Origin of the sequence: Actinophytocola xinjiangensis (assembly GCF_001921215.1) — a bacterium.
GTDB classification, from domain to species: Bacteria; Actinomycetota; Actinomycetes; order Mycobacteriales; family Pseudonocardiaceae; genus Actinophytocola; species Actinophytocola xinjiangensis.
The window spans coordinates 1-20,829 of record NZ_MSIF01000032.1; the positions used below are offsets into that span (position 1 = coordinate 1).

General features: G+C 74.5%; 12 protein-coding genes and 1 pseudogene. 7 read left to right on the forward strand and 6 right to left on the reverse strand.

Annotation, left to right across the window (positions count from 1 at the left end):
* Window positions 1-329 (forward strand): annotated as a pseudogene (locus BLA60_RS44450) (hypothetical protein); the annotation flags it as partial.
* A 128-nt stretch (window positions 330-457) separates the two neighbouring features.
* Here the strand turns inward: BLA60_RS44450 and BLA60_RS37210 are convergent.
* Window positions 458-1,048, reverse strand: coding sequence for an HdeD family acid-resistance protein (locus BLA60_RS37210; protein ID WP_075137782.1), 591 nt, complete (start codon window positions 1,046-1,048; stop codon window positions 458-460).
* Between the two features lie 175 nt (window positions 1,049-1,223).
* Between BLA60_RS37210 and BLA60_RS37215 the strand changes: the two genes are divergently transcribed.
* Together BLA60_RS37215 and BLA60_RS37220 are read left to right on the forward strand one after the other, a co-directional pair.
* Window positions 1,224-1,484, forward strand: a complete 261-nt coding sequence (locus BLA60_RS37215) for a LapA family protein (protein ID WP_075137783.1) — start codon at window positions 1,224-1,226, stop codon at window positions 1,482-1,484.
* Complete coding sequence (locus BLA60_RS37220; RefSeq protein ID WP_075137784.1) at window positions 1,484-3,181, forward strand: SulP family inorganic anion transporter; 1,698 nt, start codon at window positions 1,484-1,486, stop codon at window positions 3,179-3,181. The genes BLA60_RS37215 and BLA60_RS37220 overlap by 1 nt, the downstream gene beginning before the upstream one ends.
* An 8-nt stretch (window positions 3,182-3,189) precedes the next feature.
* On the opposite strand, the gene BLA60_RS37225 is transcribed toward BLA60_RS37220, so the two are convergent.
* Complete coding sequence (locus BLA60_RS37225) at window positions 3,190-4,197, reverse strand: hypothetical protein (protein ID WP_075137785.1); 1,008 nt, start codon at window positions 4,195-4,197, stop codon at window positions 3,190-3,192.
* Window positions 4,198-4,371: 174 nt separating this feature from the next.
* Here BLA60_RS37225 and BLA60_RS37230 point away from each other — a divergent pair, with 174 nt between their 5' ends.
* The 4 genes from BLA60_RS37230 to BLA60_RS37245 are packed head-to-tail and all read left to right on the forward strand — an operon-like array spanning window position 4,372 to window position 12,094.
* The gene (locus BLA60_RS37230) at window positions 4,372-9,033 is read left to right on the forward strand and encodes a glycoside hydrolase family 38 N-terminal domain-containing protein (protein ID WP_084735919.1); all 4,662 of its coding nucleotides are present in this window, start codon (window positions 4,372-4,374) and stop codon (window positions 9,031-9,033) included.
* Window positions 9,030-10,025: a WD40/YVTN/BNR-like repeat-containing protein gene (locus tag BLA60_RS37235; RefSeq protein ID WP_154814860.1), complete on the forward strand. Its 996-nt coding sequence runs from the start codon at window positions 9,030-9,032 to the stop codon at window positions 10,023-10,025. The genes BLA60_RS37230 and BLA60_RS37235 overlap by 4 nt, the downstream gene beginning before the upstream one ends.
* Window positions 10,022-11,341 (forward strand): urease accessory protein UreH domain-containing protein, encoded by a 1,320-nt coding sequence (locus BLA60_RS37240; protein ID WP_075137788.1) that lies wholly within the window; start codon window positions 10,022-10,024, stop codon window positions 11,339-11,341. Before BLA60_RS37235 ends, BLA60_RS37240 begins: the two co-directional genes overlap by 4 nt.
* Window positions 11,342-11,380: 39 nt before the next feature.
* Window positions 11,381-12,094 carry a GntR family transcriptional regulator gene (locus BLA60_RS37245; protein ID WP_075137789.1) on the forward strand — a complete coding sequence of 238 codons (714 nt, stop codon included), beginning with the start codon at window positions 11,381-11,383 and terminating at the stop codon, window positions 12,092-12,094.
* On the opposite strand, the gene BLA60_RS37250 is transcribed toward BLA60_RS37245, so the two are convergent.
* The 4 genes from BLA60_RS37250 to BLA60_RS37265 form a co-directional block, all read right to left on the reverse strand.
* Window positions 12,091-12,834 carry an ankyrin repeat domain-containing protein gene (locus BLA60_RS37250; protein WP_084735922.1) on the reverse strand — a complete coding sequence of 248 codons (744 nt, stop codon included), beginning with the start codon at window positions 12,832-12,834 and terminating at the stop codon, window positions 12,091-12,093. The genes BLA60_RS37245 and BLA60_RS37250 overlap by 4 nt on opposite strands.
* Before the next feature lie 111 nt (window positions 12,835-12,945).
* Window positions 12,946-16,860 (reverse strand): S8 family serine peptidase, encoded by a 3,915-nt coding sequence (locus BLA60_RS37255; protein WP_084735923.1) that lies wholly within the window; start codon window positions 16,858-16,860, stop codon window positions 12,946-12,948.
* 226 nt (window positions 16,861-17,086) lie between these two features.
* Window positions 17,087-19,969: an ATP-binding protein gene (locus BLA60_RS37260; protein WP_075137790.1), complete on the reverse strand. Its 2,883-nt coding sequence runs from the start codon at window positions 19,967-19,969 to the stop codon at window positions 17,087-17,089.
* A gap of 99 nt (window positions 19,970-20,068) precedes the next feature.
* Window positions 20,069-20,563: a hypothetical protein gene (locus tag BLA60_RS37265; RefSeq protein ID WP_075137791.1), complete on the reverse strand. Its 495-nt coding sequence runs from the start codon at window positions 20,561-20,563 to the stop codon at window positions 20,069-20,071.
* Window positions 20,564-20,829: the final 266 nt, after the last annotated feature.

The window sequence follows — 20,829 nt, forward strand, 5'->3', positions numbered from 1 at the left end:
TGTGGGGCGTCATCCACACGCTGCGCGCCTTCCTGCCGGCGATGGTCGAGCGCGGCGAGGGTGGGCACGTGGTGGTGGCGCTCGTGGCGTTCCTGACCGGGCCGGCGCCCGCCGCCGTGCGGCTGCGCCGGGCGATCGGGCGGCCCGGTCCGGTCGGGCGCTGGGTGCACGCCAACCGGGGACCGCTGCGCTGGCTGGTGGTCGGGGCGGCGGCGGTGGTGTTCGTGTTCCTCGACCGGCCGGGCGCGGTCGCGGTGGCGCTGCTCGCGCTGGCGGTGGCGCTGTGCCTGGCGGTCATCCGGGTCCTCGACCGGCCGCCGGCGCGCTGACCGGTTCACAGCACGCCGTCAGCCGGCCGGCGGGCCGGTCTGGTCGGCCAGGGCGAGACACCGCGCCCGGCCGCCCGGTGTCCGCCGCGGCTCGGCCGGTACCGCACCGGGGTGCACACGCACGACCTTCATACCGGCGCGCGGGCCGCGTCCAGACAGATCAGCACGCCGATCACCACCAGCGCGATGCCGACGGTCACCGCCAGCGTCCGCAGGGACATGCCGGGCTGGAGCAGCACCACCAGCCCGGCGACCAGGGCCACCGCGCCGCCGAACGCCGACCAGCCGCGCCGGCCGCCGTCGTTGGCCAGGGCGCCGACCAGGGTCAGGACACCGGTGACGATCCACCACGAGCCGATCAGCACGGCCAGCAGCGCCAGGGTCTGCAGCGGCGCGCGCAGGCACAGCGCACCGGCCAGCAGCGACAGCGCGCCGAGCACACCGCCGAGCAGGCGCCGGCCGCCGGTCGCGTCGTGACCGGTGACCGCGACCAGGATCTGCACGATGCCGTTGACGGCCAGGGTGATCGCGATCAGCACGGCGACCACCACCAGCGAGGCGTTGGGCCAGACCAGCATCGCGATCCCGACGAGCACCGACAGCACGCCGTTGACCATCTTCGGCGTGCGGTGGGCGGCCTGGGTGCGGTTCCACCTCGCGGCCGCGCCCGCCGACGACCTCGGCAGCGCGCCGGCGGAAAAGCCCGGGGACTCGGTCATGGGACCTCCTTCACGAGGCGACCGCCGCACCGTCACATCCCACCGGCCGGCCGCCATCACCCTCCCGGGGTGAGGTGGCCGCCCCGACAGGCCGTTTCACCCGCAGCGGATGAGGAGTTCGGCGGCCGGGAGGTCCACGTTGTCCCGCAGGAGCGCCGGCCGGAGGGAGCACGACATGAACGGTCCTGACACCAGGGACAAGCGCGGTTTCGTCGGCTGGCTGCGATCGGTCCCGGCGAACATCTGGGTGGCGCTGGTGATCGCCGCCATCGCCCTGATCTTCGTACTGCAGAACCGGCAGAAGGCGACCATCGAGCTGTTCAACATCTCGATGTCCGCGCCGCTGTGGATGACGTTGCTGGTCACCCTGCTCATCGGGCTGGTGATCGGGTTGCTGATCCGGCGCAACCGGCGCACCGGCCAACGGCCACGATGATGACCGGCTTCCGGCAGCAGACGCCCCGCCGGGAACGCGTCGCCAGGGTCGCGCCCGGCTTCCAGAACCGGCGGCGGAACCGGCGGCAGGACGCGCTGGCGGGGTTGACCGGCGCGGTGCGCGCCGTCCCGGACGGGATGGCCGCCGCCGCCCTGGCCGGGGTCAACCCGCTGCACGGTGTGTACGCCGCGATCGTGGGTCCGGTCGCCGGTGGGCTGGGCTCCAGCACCCGGCTGATGATCGTCAGCACCACCGGTGCGGCGGCGCTGGCCGCCGGGTCGGTGGTCGCCCCGCTCGCCCCGGCGCAGCGGCCGGCGGCGCTGGTGCTGCTGACGCTGGTCGCCGGGGTGGCGGCGCTCGTCGTGGGACTCGCCCGGCTGGGGCGGTACCTGCGGTTCGTGTCCCAGTCGGTGGTGCTCGGCTTCCTCGGCGGCGTCGCGGTCTCCATCGTCGCCGGCCAGTTGCCCGGGTTGCTCGGTGCGCCGGCCGAGGGCGCCGTCCCGCTGGTCAGAGGGTTCGACGTGCTGCTCGCCCCGGCGAGGATCGACGGGGCGACGGCGGTGGTCGGGCTGGGCGCGCTGGTGATCATGGTGGCGGTGGCCCGCACGCGGTTCGCGGTCGTCGGGGCGCTGGTCGCGCTGGCGGTGCCGAGCGCGGTGGTGCTGCTCGCCGGACTCGACGGGGTGGCCACGATCGGCGACGCCGGCCCGCTGCCGCTGCTGCCCGACCTCGGCCTGTTCTCGCCGGACCTGGTGGCCGGCGGGATCGCGGTGGCGGTGATCGTGCTGGTGCGCGGCGCCGCGATCGGTGAGACCACGCCGAACCCCGACGGGTCGCGGGTCCACGCCGACCGCGACTTCCTGGCCCAGGGCGCGGCGAACGTGGCCGCCGGGCTGGTCGGTGGCCTGCCGGTCGGCGGGTCGGCCGGGGGCACCGCTCTCAACCGGGCCGCCGGCGCGCGGACCCGGTGGGCGGCGGTCTGGTCGGGTGTGGGGGTGCTGGCGATCCTCGTGCTGTTCTCCGGGGTGATCGGGCACGTCGCCCTGCCGGCGCTGGCGGCGGTGCTGGTCGTCGCGGCGGCGCGGTCGTCCCGGCCGGGTGAGCTGGCGACGGTCCTGCGCACCGGAGGGCTGTCGCGGCTCGCGGCGGTGACGGTGTTCCTGGCGGCGCTGCTGCTGCCGGTCGCGGCGGCGGTGTTCGTCGGGGTCGCGCTGTCGCTGCTGCTCCAGCTCAACCGGGACGGTGTCGACCTGCGGGTGGTCGAGGTGGTGCCGCGCGCCGACGGCCGGTGCACCGAGGTGCCGGTGCCGGCGACGCTGACCAGCCACGAGATCACCGTGCTCGACGTGTACGGCAGCCTGTTGTTCGCCGGCGCGGGCAACCTGCGTGCCCGGCTGCCCGACCCGGCGGGGACGGTGGGCGCGGTGCTGGTGCTGCGGCTGCGCGGCCGCACCTCGCTCGGCGCGACGTTCCTCGCCCTGGCGGCCGACTACGCCCGCGCGCTGGGCGCGGCCGGGGGCCGGCTGTACCTGTCGGGCGTCGACCGTGGGGTCGCCGAGTCGTTCCGCCGCGCCGGGACGGTGTCGCTCACCGGCCCGGTGCGGATGTTCGGCGCCACCGACGTGTTGTGGGAGTCGGCGGCGGCCCCCTACCGCGAGGCCGACACCTGGGTGGTGCGCCACCGCGGCGGGGGCTGAGCCGCCGGTCATCCCCGTCGGGCTGACCGGCGCTGGCGCAGCAGCAGCCACGCGCCGCCGATGGCCAGTGCCAGGCCGACCGCGCCCGGGATCACCAGCGGCAGACCGGTGTTCGCGAGCGGACGACCGCCTCCGGGGGTGACCACGCCCGAGGAGGTGGGCGCACCGGTGGAGGTGCCGGAGGTCGGCGGGGTCCCGGTCGTCGTCCCGGTCGTGGTGGTGGGGACGGCGGTGGTCGTCGTCGGGGGCGTCGGTGGGGAGGTGGTCGTGGTGGTGACCGGGACGTCGGCCGTGCACTGGACGGTGACCTCGCCGATGGTGGCGTCCAGCAGCGAGCCGGCGTAGATCACCCGGCCGTCGGTGTCCTCCAGGACGGCGGTCACGTGGATCTCGATGGCGGCGTGCGCGGAGCCCGGCGCGGTCCGCTCGATGTGGTCGATGGTCACGATCAGCGTGGCGGAGCCGACGGCGGGCAGGCCGAGTTCGGCGCCGTCGGTGCGTACCGTCTGCGCTCCGTCGGTCAGCGGGCGGGTGACGTCGTCGAACAGGTAGGCCTGGTTGGAGTCGGTGGCGGCGTAGGCCTGTTCGGTCTCCTGCGCGGGTGCGTGGGTGCACTGGGCCCAGGTGTGGACCGAGCCGAAGCTGATCAGGTTGTTGGCGTCGGGGGTGAGCCGGAGGCCGACGCCGCTGCCGGTGGCCTCCGCGCGGTGGGTGCCGCTCGGCTCGTCGACCTGAGCGGTCGAGTTGGCGGTACCGGGGGTGCCGCCGTACCACCCGTTCAGGAACGGCAGGACGCCGTCCGGGTCGCTCTTGTCCCAGGAGACGACCTCGCTCGGGTCCGCCCGCACGTGGCCGAGGGTTCCGCCGAAGCCGGTCACGCCGGCGGCCGGCGCGTCGTCGATGGACAGTTCGACGAGGGTGGAGCTGGCGGTGTGGCCCGGCTGGGCACCCGCGGTGCCGGCGGCGAAGGCGGTGACGGTGGCCGCCACGAACGCGGTGGTCAGGGAACGTCGCATCCGTTGAACCGTACCGAGTCCGTTGTGGACGGAACGGATTCACTCGTTGGTGGGCGGGTCCACCCGGGTGCGACAACACGGGCCGTTGACGCCACGGTCTTGTTGGCGCCGTACTAGTATACTAGTCTACAAGCACAGTTCGGACAGGTCACACGACGAAGTGGGAGGCCTTCCATGCGACGGGCCCGACGAACCTCGCGGTTACGAATCAGAGCGGGGTTCGCCGCCCTCGCCACCGTGCTGATCACCACCATCACCCCGCCGGGCATCGCCTCGGCCGCCGACGCCGTGTTCACCGTCGGCACCGTCGACACCTCGGCCGCCGAGTTCGCCCTCGGGCCCGACGGCTGGCAGGGCTACGCGGCCGCGTTCCCCGACGGCGCCGACGTCACCGTCGGCGACGGCGCGGCCGGCCAACTCCCCTACGTCCACCCCGGGCCCATCGACGGCTGGGCCGGCAACAGGACGCACACCTTCACCCTGCGCGCGACACTGACCGCCGCGCAGATCACGTCGGCGTACCTGACGATGCACTACCTGGACACCCAGCAGGCCTCGCCGCCCCGGCTGGACGTCACCGTCAACGGCCAGGCCATCGGCTCGCGCCAGCTGCCGCGCGGCGGCGGAACCGGACACCTCGGCGACAGCGGCGTCAAGCCGTCCACCGCGAGGATCTTCGTCCCGGCCGCCAGCCTGCGCGCCGGCGAGAACGTGTTCACCCTGACCAACGCCACCGGCTCGTGGTCGGTCTACGACCAGATCGAGCTGGTGGCGGCCGACGGCGTCCCGCCCGGCATCACCCTCGACTCACTCGCCCCCACCGTCCTGTTCGTCGACCGCGACGGCGCCGAACGCCAACTCGTCGACGTGTCGGTCACCAACGACGGCCCGGCCGTGGAGACCACCTTCACCGCCACCCTCGGCGGACAGGACACCGCCACCACGCTGACCGTCCCGTCGGGGACCTCCACCCAGCGGATCGCCGTGGCGCCCAACCCCGGCGGCGACCCGGTACCGGTGACCGTCTCGGCCGGCTCCGGCGTCACCGAGCTGACCGCGCGGTTGCCCTACCAGCGCCGCTGGGAGTTCCACATCGACCACGGCAGCCACCTCGACATCGGCTACACCGGCCTGCAGTCGGTGGTGCAGCGCCAGCAGAACGAGTTCCTCGACCAGGCCGTCACCGGCTGCGAGAACACCAAGGACTACCCGGACGCGGCGAAGTTCCGGTGGGGCATCGAGAGCATGTGGACGCTGGACAACTACGTGCGCGAGCGGCCGCAGAGCCAGCTCGACCGGCTGGCCGCCTGCATCCGCGACGAGCAGATCGAGATCACCGCCTCCTACGACAACAACCTGCACGACCTGCAGACCGGCGAGCAGCTGGTGCGGATGGTCTACGCCGGGGCCAAGAAGTTCGAGCAGCGGTTCGACACCGACGTGGTGACCGCGTTCGAGAACGACTCCCCCGCCGTCACCTGGCAGTACGTGCAGGCCCTGCACAAGGCCGGCGTCAAGTACCTGGTGGTGGGGCACAACCCGACCAGGGCACCGCACTCGCCGCAGTCGAACAAACCGGGCCTGTTCTGGTGGGAGGCACCCAACGGCGACCGGGTGCTGACCTGGTACACCAGCCCGGACACCAGCTACGTCGAGGCCTACGGCCTGTTCCCCGGCGGCAACCCGCTGGGCGACTTCGGCCAGTCGGTGGACAACATCGCCGAGCGGCTGGCGACCGTGCAGGAGACCGGGTTCGACCAGGACCTGTACCTGGCCATGTTCCGGCTGGACAACATCCCCGCCCAGCTGGGCCTGTCGGACTTCGCCAAGCGGTTCAACGAGACCTACACCTCGCCCAAGGTCGTCGTGTCGACGCCGAGCCGGTTCTTCGGTGAGCTGGAGAAGCGGGACCGGGTCGAGGACCTGCCGGTCAACCGGGGCGACTGGTCGGACTGGTGGGTGGACGGTGCCGGGTCCTCGGCGCGCGAGACCGCGCTGACCCGCGACGCGCAGGACCGCACGGCCGACGCCGAGACGCTTGGCGCGCTGGCCGGCCTGACCACCCCGACCGCGCCGACCCGCCAGCCGACGCTGGACGAGGCCTACCGCCAGGCCGAGCTGTACACCGAGCACACCTGGGGCGCGTCCGGCCCGACCTGGGACGACCCGCAGTGGCCGGTGAAGCGAGCCTTCGCCGAGGACGCCGACGCGCTCTCGCGCCGGGCGCTGGGTGACTCGCTGGCCGACCTGTCGGGCCAGGTGTCCAACGCCGGGCCGTGGCCGTCGGTCGCGGTGTTCAACTCCCAGTCCTGGCAACGCGACGGGCTGGTGACCACGACCGTGGACGTCGGCCGGCTGGGCGAACGGCCGTTCCGGTTGGTCGACGGTGACCGGGAGGTGGCCTACGAGACGGTGTCGCGCACCGGCGGGAAGGTGACGATCCGGTTCCTGGCCAAGGACGTACCGGCCGTCGGCTACCGCACCTACGGGCTGCGCCCGGCCAGAGCCGACGACCGGGGCGGCTCCGGCACCAGCCTGCGGGTCGACGAACACGGGATGGAGAACCAGTACTACCGGCTGCGCCTTGACGAGCGGACCGGCGCCATCGCGTCCATCGTGGACAAACGGACCGGCCGGGAGCTGATCGACCAGGGCTCGCAGTTCAAGGCCAACCAGTTCCTGTACCGGCCCAACGACGCCGGGGCGAACAAGTGGAACGACAAGCCGTCCTCGGACAGCCGGCAGTGGACTCCCCAGGACGCGAAGGTCCGGGTGGTCTCGCGCGGGCCGGTGACCGCGACCCTGGAGGTCACCCACGACCCGGGGCCGGGCGGCGCGGTCAGCGGCGTGGCGGCGCTCACCGAGCGGATCACCCTGACCGACGGCGTGCCGCGTGTCGACATCGCCAACACCGTCGACAAGACCAGGGTGGAGACCGCCGAGGAGGCGTACTACGCGTTCCCGTTCGAGGTCGACGACCCGGACGTGACCTACGAGATCCCGGCCGCCTCGGTCCGGTTCTTCGACGACCAGATGCCCGGCGCGGCCATGGACTGGCAGGCCATCGGCCGCTACGCCAACCTGTCCAACGACAAGGGCGGGGTGCTGTTCTCCGCGCCGAGCGCGCCGATGGTCGAGTTCGACCGGATCCGCACCCAGGAGTGGGTCGCCCGGCCGGGCCGGCTCGACGGCGTCGAGGTCGACCTGGACGCCGACCGGTACCGGCCCGAGAGCGGCTCGGTGTTCTCCTACACGCACAACAACCTGTGGGGCACCAACTACCGCATCGCCCAGGAAGGTCCGGTGACCTTCCGGTACGCGATCGGCAGCCACGGCCCGGACGACCGGGACGCCGCCGTGCGGGCCACCCGGTTCGGCGCCGAGGTGCACTCGACGCTGCGCGGTGTCGGCGTGCCTGGCCGCCAGCAGGGCGCCTACCAGCCGGGTGCCCGGTCGCTGGTGTCGGTCGACCGGCCCGGGGTGACCGTGCAGACGGTCAAGCGGGCCGACGACGGCGCGCCGGGGATCACCGTGCGGCTGCTGGAGGTCGCCGGTGAGGACGGTACGACCAGCGTCACGCTGCCGTTCAAGGTCGGTGCGGCGCAGCTGGCCGACGCCACCGAACGGCCGCTGGAACCGTTGCCGGTCAACGGAAGGACCGTGCGGGTGCCGGTCGAGGCGAGCGGCATCGTCACCGTGCTCGTGCAGCCGGAGCTGTCGTTGACCACGCGGGCGGCCAACCCGGTCGTCGCCCGGGGCGAGTCGACGGTGGTCACCGCTCAGCTGCGCAACGACGGCAACCGCACGGTGCGCGGGTCGGTGGCGCTGACCGGGCCGTTCCCGGTGTCACCGTCACGGGTCCAGGTCCCGGACCTGCGCCCGGGTGCCACGTTCGACGCCCGGTTCACGGTGGCCGTGCCGGCCGGCGCGACCCCGGGCGAGACGGTGCTGACCGCCTCCGCCGACCTGGGCCAGGTGTCGACGCTGCCCTCGAAGCTGGCGCTCACGGTGGTCAACCCGGTCGACGTGGTGGCCACGCCCGACGAGCTGGACCTGGTCGAGGGCACCCGGCAGCGGGTCCAGGTGACGGTGACCAACAACCTGCCCCGGCCGGTGACGCCGACGGTGGGCCTGGACGTGCCCGACGGCTGGACGGTGGGCGGTGGCGGCGAGGTGGCGCTGGAGCCCGGCCAGTCCAGGACGGTGCCGGTGGACCTCACGCCGCCGGCCGGCTCGTTCGGCGAGCACCGCCTGGAGCTGCGGATCGCCGGTGGGGCACCGGGAACGACGGCGCCGCTGCCGGCGTCGGTGAGCCGGCCGGTGGTGCTGGTCGGTGCGCCGGACGAGAGCACGGCGGAGTTCGCGCTCTCCCCCGCCGGCTACGAGCGGTTCGCCGCGACGTTCCCGGACGGGGTGGACCTGACCGCCGGCGAGGATCCGGCGACCGGGTGGAGCTACGTCCAGCCGGGGCCGCAGGACTCGTGGGCGGACAGCCGCGACCATCCGGCGACGTTCCGGTTCACCCTGCCGGACAAGCCGACCGCCGACCTGACGTTCACCGCGTGGTTGTTGGACACCAACAACTTCCACCCGCCGGCGATCCGGGTCGGGCTCAACGGGGCCGACGGTGAGGCGCGGATCCTGCCGCCGGGCGGCGGGGACGGGTTCCACTGGGGCGACGGCGAGCCCAACGAGTACGGCGGGATCCGGCCGGTGACGGTGAACGTGACGCTGCCGGCGGTGGACCTGCGTGCCGGGGAGAACGTGGTGACGATCTCCCGGCCGTCCGGCTCGTGGCTGGTGTACGACGCGATCGGGGTGCGGCAGCTGCCATGAGGCGGGTGCTGACCGTGCTGGTCTCGGCGCTGCTCCTGGCCGGCGGGCTGCCCGCCGGCCAGGCGGGCGGGCACCCGCACGGCAACTGGGGCAGCGCCTACCGCAGCGTGGACGGCGGGCGGATCTGGTTCGACCTCAACCGGCGGCACCCGGTGGGCACGGTGTTCGACGTGTCGGCGCCGAGCCCGCCGAGGGTGTGGGAGGCCACCGACCGTGGCCTGCTGCGCAGCGAGGACCTCGGCAACACCTGGACCAGGGTCGGGCCGGCGGCGATCGGCGAGCGGGTGCGGGTGGTCAGCGAGGACCCGGCCGGCGGCTCGGTGCTGGCCGGCGGCTCGGGTGGGCTGTTCCGGGCGCCGGCGGACCTGTCGCGTTGGGACCGGGTCCTGCCGGCCGAGCCGCTGGCGTTGACCAGGGACGGGGACACGGTGCTGGTCCGCGCCGAACGCGGCTGGCACCACTCGCTCGACGGCGGCGCGACCTTCGCCGACGGCGACCACGGGCTGGCGCCGGTGGCCGAGGTCGCCGGGCACCCGGTGGTGGCCTCGGTGCGCCACGGCGACCTGGAGGTCGCCTGCACCGGCGACGGCGCGTACGCCAGGACCGGCGGCGGGGCCTACGCGGTGGTGCCGGGCACCGAGGGGCTGGCCGTGCTGGTCGCGTTGTCCACATCGGACGGTGTGTTGCTCGGGACCAGCCGGGGGTTGTTGCGTTACCGGCCGGGGACGGCCGATCCGCTGGTGCCCGAGGAGGACATCCCGCCGTTCCTGGCGATCGGGGCGATGGAGGTCCCGGCGCGGCGGCCGGAGGAACTGTTCATCGCGACCTCGATCACCCCCTACCCGGTGCCCGGCGCGCTGCCGGACCCGGTGGCGGCGCCGGAGTCCGGTGGGGTGGCGGGGGTGCTGTGGATCGGTGGGATCGGCGCGCTGGTGCTGTTCGCCGGGGTGGCCGGCGCGCTGGCCAGGCGGCGACGCGGTGGGCGGCGATGAGGGTCGCGGCGCTCGTCGGGGCGGTGTGGGTGTTCCTGCTGTTGTTCGCCGGGCAGGCGGCCGCGCACCCGCTGGGTGAGTTGAGCGTCAACCACGCCTCGGCGTTGCGGGTGTCGCCGGACGCGGTGCGGGTGTTGTTCGTCGCGGACCTGGCGGAGGTCCCGTCGGTGCCGGCACTGGCCACGATCGACGGCCGGGGCCGGCCGGCCTACGGCGCCGAGCACTGCGCGACCTACGCGGCGGCGCTGGAGCTGTCGCTGGACGGCGAGCGGGTGCCGCTGGCGGTGACCGGGTCGACGGTGTTCGTCCTGCCGGGCAACGAGGGCCTGCGGACCGTCCGACTGGAGTGCCGCCTGTCCACTTCGGACACACTGGCGGTGGCCGGGCACCGGCTGGACTACGCCGACCACGCCGAGCGGGACCGGGTCGGCTGGCGGGAGGTGACCGCGGTCGGCGACCGCACCCGGCTCACCGGATCGACCGTGCCACGGCGCAGCGCCACCGACCTGCTCGCCCGCTACCCCGACGGCGACCCGGAACGGGTGGACACCGCGTCGTTCGGCGTGGAGGCCGGCGGTGGCGCGGCGGCCGAGCAGGTGCCGGCGGCCCCGACGGCGGGCGACGCCGGGTACGCCGGGCTGCCGGCGGTGCTCGGGGTGTTGCTGGCGGCGGCGCTGGGGGCCGGGCACGCGCTGACCCCGGGGCACGGCAAGACGTTGATGGCGCTGTACCTGACCGGGACCCGGGGTTCGCTGCGGGACGCGGTGGTGGTCGGCGCGTCGGTGACCGCGACGCACACCATCGGGGTGTTCGTGCTCGCGGCGCTGGTGTCGGTCTCGGCGCTCACCGCGCCGGACGCGGTCTACCCGTGGCTGGGTCTCGGGCACGGCACGCTGATCGCGCTCCTCGGGGTGGCGCTGCTGATCCGCGCCCGCCGCCGACACGGCCACGGTCACGGGCATGGCCACGGCCACGGACATGCGCACGGGCACGGGAACCGGCGGTTCGGCGGACTGGTGGGGTTCGGGATCGCCGGTGGGCTGGTGCCCAGCCCGTCGGCGCTGCTGGTGCTGCTGGGCGCGCAGGCGACCGGGCGGTCGGCCTACGGGGTGGTGTTCGTCCTGGCCTACGGGGTCGGGATGGCGGTGTGCCTGTCGGCCGTGGGGTGGCTGCTGGCGCGCGGCGGTGACCGGCTCGCCGGCGCCGACGGGAGACTGGGCTGGGTGGGCCGCAACCTGCCGGTGCTGGCACCGGTCGTGATCGTGGGCAGCGGCGTGTTCCTCGCCGTGCGCAGCATCCCGGCGCTGTCGGGGTGAGGCCGCCATACTTGTGCCCCACTGGTGGAGAGGGGACACATGGCGCGGCGGTCACGGATCGAGGTGGCACGCGGGGGCAGCGTGCGCGACCAGGTCTACGCGTTGATCCGGCAGGCGATCGTCTCGCTGGACCTGGTGCCGGGGCAGGCGCTGTCGGAGAACGAGTTGGCCGGCGAGTACGGCGTGAGCCGCACCCCGGTCCGCGAGGCGCTGATCCGGCTCGCCGACGACGGTCTGGTCGAGGTGGTGCCGCAGCTGCGGACCTTCGTGTCGCGGATCAACCCCCGGGACGTGCGTGAGGCCCAGTTCATCCGGGAGACCCTGGAACTGGCGTCGCTGCCCGACTTCGCCAAGCACGCCACCGACTCCGACGCGCTGGCGCTGCGCGGCCTGCTCGACGCCCAGCGGGCCGCGGCCGCCGACGGTGACCAGCACCGCTGGTTCGCCCTGGACGAGGACCTGCACCTGTCGCTGCTGGAGATCGCCGGCCACCACGGGGTGTGGCCGGTGGTGCAGTCGGCCAAGGCACACCTGGACCGGGTGCGGATGCTGAGCCTGCCCGAGCCCACGTTGCGCGCCGAGCTGACCGGCCAGCACGCCGACATCGTCGAGCACCTGTTCGCCGGTCGGCCCGAGCGGGCGCGCGCGGTCATGGCCGAGCACCTGCGGTTGGTGCTGGATCACCTGGTCGCCTTCGAACAGCGCCACCCGGACTACTTCGTGCCCGACGACGGGCACCAGCCGGGACACTAGCGCCGGCGGTCGATCAGCGCGACGATCTCGTCCAGGCCGCGGTCGGCGGCGAGCTGGCGCGGCAGGCGGCCCTCGCGGTCGGCGATGCCGGGGTCGGCGCCGGCCGCCAGGAGCTGGTCGACGACCGCGACGTGGTCGGGGCCGCCCTCGCCCAGGACGATCGCCTCCAGCAGGGCGGTCCAGCCGAGGTCGTTGACGTGGTTCACCGGCACCCCGGCGGCGATCAGGATCCGGACGGTCGTGACGTGGCCGTGCTCGCTGGCCGGGATGAGCGCGGTGCCGCCGAACCGGTTGGTGGCGCGTACGTCCGCGCCGTGGTCGAGGGTCAGCCGCAGGATCTCGTCGCGGCCCTCGGCGCCCGCGTACAGGAACGCCGAGTCCTGGATCCCGTCGGTGGCGTTCGGGTCGGCGCCGGCCGCCAGCAGTGCCCGGGCGATCTCCACGTGGTTGGCCCTGGTCGCGGTGACCAGGACGGGGCGTCCGTCGCCGTCGCGGGCCCCGGGGTCGGCACCGGCGTCGATGGCCGCCCGCACGGCCGCCAGGTCCCCGGCGGCGACAGCGTCCAGCAGCCGGGGCGTCGCCCGGGGATCGGGCGCGGCCTCGGTCGTGGTGCCCGGTGGCGGGGTGGTCGTGGACGGAGCCGGGGACGGGGACGGGGACGGGGACGGGGACGGCTCGGGCGGACCCGCGCAGGCGCCGAGCAGCAGGACACCGAGCAGAAACAGGCCGACACGTCTCATGCCCTCAATTGGTATACCAAATTGGCCTGGTGTGCACGGGATGATGGCCCACACCACACCAGGCGGTATACCGGTGCGGCCGCCCCGTGGAGACGGCCGCACCGGTGGTCACTACTTCAGGGTGACCGCGCGGGTCGTGGTCTGGTCCAGCCGGTTGCCGGCGGTGTCCCAGGCCTCGACCTTCAGGCTGACCGCACCGCTGGTCCGCTTGAGCGCGGGCAGGTCGAGCGTCGCCCGGTAGGTGCCGGGTTCCTTCGCACCGCGCAGCTTGGCCACCTTCCAGGTCCGGCCGTCGTCGGTGCTGTACCAGAGCCTCACCCCGCCGATCGCGGGCATCCGCCCCGTCGACACCGAGTGGTAGGCGCGGACCAGCAGGTCACGCTTGCCCCCGGCGGCGACCCGGTTGGTCAGGTCCTGGCTGTCGCCGAAGTCGTAGCCGGCGAACACCAGCGGCTGCGGCGCGCACGGGGTCTCGACCTCGCCGTTGTCGAACAGCGCCGGCGGGCAGTACTGGCCCGAGGGCACCGTGTGCTCGCTGACCCGCCCGGACCGGAACGTCCACGCCGAACTCGTGTTGTCGTGGGTCTGGGTCAGCCGGTAGGTGGCCGGCTCCGCCGGCAGCGTGTACACCGGCCAGTCCGGCGGCAGACCCGGCAGCTGGGTCTTCGGCAGCTCCTTTCCGTCGCGGTACAGCCGCGAGCTCAGGTTGAGGTAGCCGCCGTAGTTCCCGGAGATGTCATCGCTCTGCATGTGCTGGTACAGCGCCACGAACACGTCGTCCAGCCGGCACATCGAACACGAGTCGTGCCACGGCAGACCGGCGATGCGCGGGAACGCCGCCGCGCCGGGCGTCAGCGGGGCGGCACCCCAGCGCGCGGTGGACGTGGTCGGCTCCCTGAAGCTGCTGTACTTCACCGGAGCCGCCCCGCCGGGCAGTTCCACCGCCCCGCTCCACAGCGTCTCCGGGTCCATCCCACCGAAGTAGACGGTCCGCTTCGACGGCGCCGCGAACAGGTCGAAGGAGGACGCGCTGAAGTTCTCCTCCGGCCGCCAGGTGTGCCAGGTCTCCTTCGCCCGGCCGAGGTTGTCGGCCGTGTGGAACGACGACTCGACCGTGGCGAGGTCCCGCCGGCCGTACTCGAAGGTCATCGACCTCGGCACGCGCTGGGTCACGAACTCGCTGAGCTGGTAGGTGTAGTCGGTCTCCGGGTGGCCGGTGATCTCGACGGTCACCGGACCGTCCGCCAGCCGCGCGGCCAGCCGCTCCCCCGACGCCTGCGACAACCGGGCCAGCGGGAGCGCGACGACCGAGTCCTCGTCGTCGAAGAAGTACCCCACACAGCCCGGATCCGGGGTGTCGACGTAGAACAGCACCCCGACCGCGCCGGCGTCGCGCAGCCACTGGGTCCGTTCGTCGGTGATCACGCACCCGGACGAGTGGCCCTCCCACAACGGCTCGTTCGGGTCCATCCGCTGGACGGCGACCTTGCCGCGCAGGTCCACCTTCGCGATGTCGTCCGGCCGCGCCAGGTTCACCGGGACCAGCTCCCGGCGCTGTTTGCCATCGGGGAAGATCGGCATCCCGACGTCCGGGGAGGTCACGCCCTCGTCGGCGCGGGCGAACTGGGTCACGTCCAGGTCGAACCCGCCCCTGCCGATGGTGCGCATCGACACCTGCGGGTTGGTCAGCGTGACGTGCGCGTTGAACAGGTACTTGCCGGTGGTCACCCGCTGGGTGGGGGTCACCCAGGTGCGGCCGCTCCACCGGCCGGTGAGGTGGTTGCCGGCCATCAGGCCGTTCCAGGCGCTGTGCGAGCTGACCACGTTGCGCAGGATGTGCAGCGAGTCGGTGGGGCGTGGGGTGCGGAACTCGACCGGCACCGCGTCGCGGGCGTCCAGGGTGATCTCGGTGTCCCCGGTGACCTTCACCTCCGGGTTGACCAGGTACACCATGTCGGTCACGAGCTCGCGGGTCGTGGTGATCAGGTTGTGGGTGACGCTGTAGGTGCCCGGCTCGACGAGGTAGCGCCGGATGCCGGGGGCGACGAACGTGCCCTCCACGAAGTACACGTCCTCGACGTCCGCGGCCGACACCGTGGGAATCAGCTCGCCCCAGGACCGGCCGTCCTGGATCGGGGGCGGGGCCGGCTTGCCGTCGAAGCCGAGGGTGTTGACCGTCAGCACGACCTTCTTGGCGCCCCGGCCGAGACCGACCGGGGTGCTGACCCGCGTGTCACCGGCGGTGGCGACCAGCGCGCCGCTGTAGTTGCCCTTGCCAAGGCCCGCCGGGTCGAGGGTCACACTGACGGTGGCGCTGTCGCCGGCCGGGACGGTCACCGAGGCGGGCGCGGACAGCGAGCCGCTCGCGTCGTCGCCGCCGACCCGGCGCAGGGCCGGTGCCAGGTCCAGGGTCACGTCGGTGTCACCGGCGTTGGCGTAGGTGACGTCCCGGGAGGCCGTGTCGTTCACGTCCTCGGGGATCACGCCGAAGTCCACGTTCACCGTGGTGGCGGTGACCTGCTGGGCGGTGGCGCGGGCGAGGTCGACCCGGCCGGCGCCGGTCTCGTACACGGTGTGGCCGGTGTCCTTGGCGGTGCTCATCAGCGCGGCCTTGATCCGCTGGCCCGACCAGTCCGGGTGGGCCTGCGCCAGGATCGCGGCCGCCCCGGCGACGTGCGGGGTGGCCATCGAGGTCCCGGAGGCGCTGGTGTAGCGGTCGTCGACCGGGGTGCCCAGGGCCGTGCCGGCGGCGCGGGCCGCGACGACGTCCACGCCGGGTGCGGCGAGGTCGGGCTTGAGCGCGCCGTCGCCGGTCCTCGGGCCGCGGGAGGAGAAGTCGGCCAGGGTGTCGGTCTTGCTGGTGGCCGCGACGGTCAGCGCCGAGTCGGCGGTGCCGGGCGTGGACACCGTTTCCTTGCCGGGGCCGGTGTTGCCGGCGGCGATGACGAACAGCGCGCCGCTGCTGGCCGACAGGGACTCCACGGCCATCGCCAGCGGGTCGGTGCCGTCGGTCGGGTCGGCGCCCAGGCTCATCGACACGACGTCGGCGTCCATCTCGGTGGCCGCCCACTCCATGCCGGCGATGACGCTGGAGTCGGCGCCCTCCCCGGCGTTGCTGAGCACCTTGCCGATGACCAGCGACGCGCCGGGCGCGACGCCCTTGGCCGCGCCGATGCCGGCGACGGTCGACGCGACGTGCGTGCCGTGGCCGTGCCCGTCGGCGACCTCCTCGCCGGGGATGAAGCTGGCGCTGGCGGCGATCTTGCCGGCCAGGTCGGGGTGGGCGGCGTCGACGCCGGTGTCCAGCACGGCGACCGTGGCACCGGTGCCGTCCAGGCCGGCCGCCCAGGCCTGCGGGGCGCCGATCAGCGGCACGGTGTCGGCCAGGGTGGCGGTGACCTTGCGGTCGAGCCAGACCTGGCTGATCCCGCCGGACAGCGACCTGGCCGCCGGGGCGGTGGTGGTGTCGGAGTCGATCGCGGCCCAGAACTCGCCGGCGGCGGTCTTGTCGACGGTGAGGGCGGCGCCGCGCACACTGGGCAGCGGCAGGGTCGCGTCGCTGGCCGGCAGGGCCTGGGCGGTGGCGAAGGCCCGCGCGGCGCGGTCGTAGCGCACGATCACCGGCACGTCGCCGGTGCTGTCGTCGGCGTAGCCGTTGCGCGCCAGGTAGGTCACGTCGAACAGCGACCGGTCGAGGACGCCGGCGTCGACCGCGGCCCGCGCGTCGTCGGGGACGACAAGGATCCGCTCGGGGCTGGAGCGGATGTCGAACACCGGCTGGTGCCCGTTGGGCCGGCGCGCCGGCTCGGCGGTCGCGGTGTACCGCCCGCCGGACTCGGTCAGCCGGACCCGGTCGCCGGTGATCAGCGTGACCGTCCAGGTGCGGTCCGGCCCGGCGGTCTGGGCGGCCTGCGGCGCGGCGGCCGGCGGTTCCGGTGGTTGGGCGGCGGCGACCGGCGGCACCGCCAGGGCGCCCCACGCCAGCGCGGTGACCGCGACGGCGGCCAGTGCGTGTTTGCTCAGCAACGTGTTTCCTTCCGTACGGGACGACAGCGGGTCAGGCGCGCTCGAACCCCTCCGGCGGTTCGGCGGCCGCCTGGGGTTCGGTCACCGGCTCGTCCGGTGACGGGGGTTCCGGCTGGTCACGCTGGCCGGTGTCGGGGATCTCGGTCATGTGGTCAGCGTCGGTTCCCGACGGGGGTGGGGCTATGGGTAACTCCCCCCAATCGCCGGGCCGGCTCCGGGCGGGGCACTACGGGTCGGGGGTGAGCCGGGTCCCCAGTTCCACGCGCGAGCGCAGGCCGAGCTTGCGCAGCGCGGCGCCCAGGTGCTTCTCCACGGTGCGCGGCGACAGGAACAGCTCCCGGCCGATCCGCTGGTTGGTCAGCCCGGACGCGGCCAGCTCGGCGACCTCGCGTTCCCGGGGCGAGAGCGCGGCGCCGTAGCCGTGCGGGCCGCCCCGGTGGCGCCCGGCGACCGTGACCCCGTTCCCCCTGGCCAGCTGGGCGGCCCGGTCGAGGTCCCAGCGCGCGCCGAGGCGGGCGAACGCGTCGATCGCCGCGCGCAGCGGCGCCACCGCTCGGGCGGCGTCCACGGTGACCAGCCGCGCGGCGGCCAGCTCTCGTGCCTGGGCGGCCTCGTAGGGCGCGGCCAGCCGGTCGTAGGCGGAGGCGGCGGCGAGGAAGTCGGTCGCCGCGCCGGCCGGGTCGGTCCCCAGATGGCCGCGCGCGTGCGGCAGGGCGGCGGCGGCCAGCGGGGCGTCCAGTCCGTCGAGCGCCGAGCCGACCCCGGCGACCAGGTCCACGGCCGCCGCGCGCCGCCCGGCCAGCACCATCGCCTCGGTCAGCGCCGGCAGTGCCCGGACCGCCAGCGGCCACAGGCCCTTGGTCTCCCACACGGCGACCACGCCGGCGGTGTCGGTCAACGCCTCGGCCGGGTCGCCGTGCGCGCTGGCCAGCCGCAGCAGCGCGGTCACCGGCAGCGGCAGCAGGTCGTGCAGACCCAGGGTCTCGGCGCGGCGCACGACCTGCGGCAGGTCGCGACGGGCCGTGTCCACCTCGCCGGCGGCCAGCGCCAGGCAGGCGGCGACCAGCTCCGGGGTGACCCGGTCGGACGGGCGGCCCCGGTACTCGTCGAGCAGGGCCGCCGCCTCCCGGTCCAGGTCCGACCACCGGCCGGCGCACCAGGACGGCAGCAGCGCCACCAGCCGGCACCGGTGCAGCGGCTCGGGCGAGGGGTCGTCCTCACCGGCGGCGGCCAACGCGGCGGCCAACAGCCGGTCGGTGACCGCCAGGTGCCCGGCGACGCACGCCTCCTCGGCGATCGACCGGTAGGCGTGCACCTCCTGGCGGTGGCGGGGCCGACCGGCGGTCCTGGCGACGATGGTGTCGGTGAGGCCGGCCCAGCGGGGGTCGCCGTAGGCGCACAGCGACATGGCGATCTTGCCGAGCACGAACACCTCGGCCACCGGGTCGCCGATCGCCGGGACGACCGCCAGTGCGCGGTCCAGCCAGGCGGCGTGCTCGGCCAGCGGGACCTCGGGGTCGACCGCGCGGCCCAGCGAGGCCATCGCCCACGCCGCGAGCTGCGGGGCCTCGCCGAGATCGGTGACGGCGGCCACGAACGAGCGGCGCTGCGCGGTGGTGTCGTGGCGTCCCAACCGTTCCCACATCAGGCCGACCAAGAAGTGCAGCTGCCCGCGCGCCAGCCCGGAGGGTTCGGCGGCCAGCGCGTCGGACAGCAGGTCGGTGACATCGGGCGGGCGCAGCACCTGGCCGGCGGCCCAGCCCAGCCGCACCGCCAGGGTGGCCCGGCGGTCCGGGGGCAGCGGCGCGGTGCGCAGCACGTCCTCCAGGATCCGCGCGGCCTCGGCGTCGTCGCCCAGTTCCGAGGCCCGGTCGGCGACCCGCTCGGCCACCGCCGCCCACTCGGTCAGCAGGCCGGCCTGGCGCAGGTGGTGGGCCTCCTGGCCCAGCGGCACCGGATCCAGCGCGCGCACCGCGACCACCGCCCTGGCGTGCAGCTCCTGCCGGCGGCCGAACGGGATCCCGCCGTAGACCGCCTGCGCGGCCAGCAGGTGCCGGAAGCCGACCTGGCCGTCGGTCTCGGACAGCAGGCCGGCGACGAGCAGCTCGTCCAGGCCGACGACGGCGTCCTCCCGGGCCAGCCCGCTCACCTCGGCCAGGACCGCGACCGGCACCGGCGCGGCCAGCACGGCCGTCGCCTCGGCGACGGTCCGCGCGACGGCCGGCAGCCGGCCGACCCGCTCGCGCACCGGGTCCCGCACGCCCGGCGGCACGTCCAGCTCGGCCAGCGCGCGGCGCGCCCACCCACCGCCGCGCAGCGGGATCAGCGAGCCCCGGTCGCGCAGCAGCGCCAGCAGTTCCTGCACGGCCAGCGGCAGCCCGGAGGACCGCTCGAACAGGTGCGCCTCGAACTCGGCGGTGAGGTCCTCGGTGTCCAGGATGGTCGCGGCCAGCACCCCGGTCTGGGCGGCGTCCAGCAGCGGCAGCACCAGGTGGTCGTGGCGCACGGCGTCGGCGACCCTGGCGGTCACCTCGCGGACCTCGGCGCCGGTCTCCTCGCCCCGGTAGGTGAGCACCACGGCGGTGCCCGGCGGCGGGGCGGCCAGCAGGTAGGACAGGAACACCAGGGTCTGCTCGTCGGCCCAGTGCAGGTCCTCCAGCACCAGCACGACCTCGCCGAGCGCGCGCAGCACCTCGGTGAGCCCGCGCAGCACCCGGTGCCGCTGCGCCGCGCGGTCCTCCAGCGGCTCGGGCGAGGGCGGCAGCACGCCGGCCAGTTCGGGCAGCAGCCCGCGCAGCGACCCGGTCACCGGCGACAGCTCACCGGTCAGCCGGTCACCGACCCCGCGCAGCGCCTCCACGACCGGCCCCAGCGGGAACGGCTCGCGGATGCGCCGGCACGAGCCGGTCAGCACCGGGCGGCCGGCCAGGTCGGGGTGCGCGGCCAGTTCGGCGACCAGGCGGGTCTTGCCGATCCCCGCCTCCCCCTCGACGACGACCACCGCCGGCGGCCCGACGACCGCGCTCGTCAGCCGGCGCAGCTGGTCGTCCCGGCCGACCAGAACCGGCGCCACGACCCGGCCGGTGCCCGTGCGGGTGTCCACCGTCATCCGTCGCGTCCGCTCCCCGGGTCCGGCGACAACCCCTGGTCAGGCCGTGCGCACCGGCGACCATTCAAACCCGGGGAGCCCGTCGGACGGAAGTCCCGGTCAGGCCTCGCTCATCTCCCACGGCGGGTTGACACCGCGGTTGGTGCGGTGGCTGGAGTCGGACAGGTCGCTGGTCAGCTTGGGCCAGTCGTTCTCGCCGCCGGCACCGACGGGGAACGCGGCGTTCTTGCCGAGCTGCTGGCTCAGGTCCTTGAACGCCGGCAGCACCGAGGACAGCACGAACCCCTCGATCACGCCGAACACCGCGGCGACCGCGGCGGCCACCTTCGCGACCGAGACTCCGGCGGCGGGGACGGTCGCCGGGGCGGCCGCGCCCTCGGAGGCGACCGTGGCACCGGCCGCGGCGACGAGTTCGGCGACGAACGCGACGAACGCCGCGCCCAGCGCCGTGCAGATCGCGATGGCCAGTTTCCCGAGCGCGCTGTCGATGGCGTCGGTCATCGGCTTCACGGCGGCGAGCGCGGTGTGCTGCGGGCCGAGGGTGGCCTTGTAGGCGTCGGCCGAGGCGCCCTTCCACCGGTTGTCGGTGGCCATGGCGCCGCGCGGCGTCGTCGAGGTTGCGGTAGGCGTCGGCGAACGCGGCCCGCAGTTCGGCGGCGATCACCAGCTGGTTGGCGGTGGCGATCCAGGACGCCGTGGTGTCGATCTCCACCTGGGCGACCTGTTCGCCGTCGAGCCGGACCACGGCGTGGCCGTCGGTGCTGGTGCCCCTGGTGAGCCGGCGTGGCTGGGCGGCGCTGGCCCGCGCCTGGCGCACCTCGGCGGCGGTCTCCGCGCTGGCGCGCTGGATCAGCGTGACG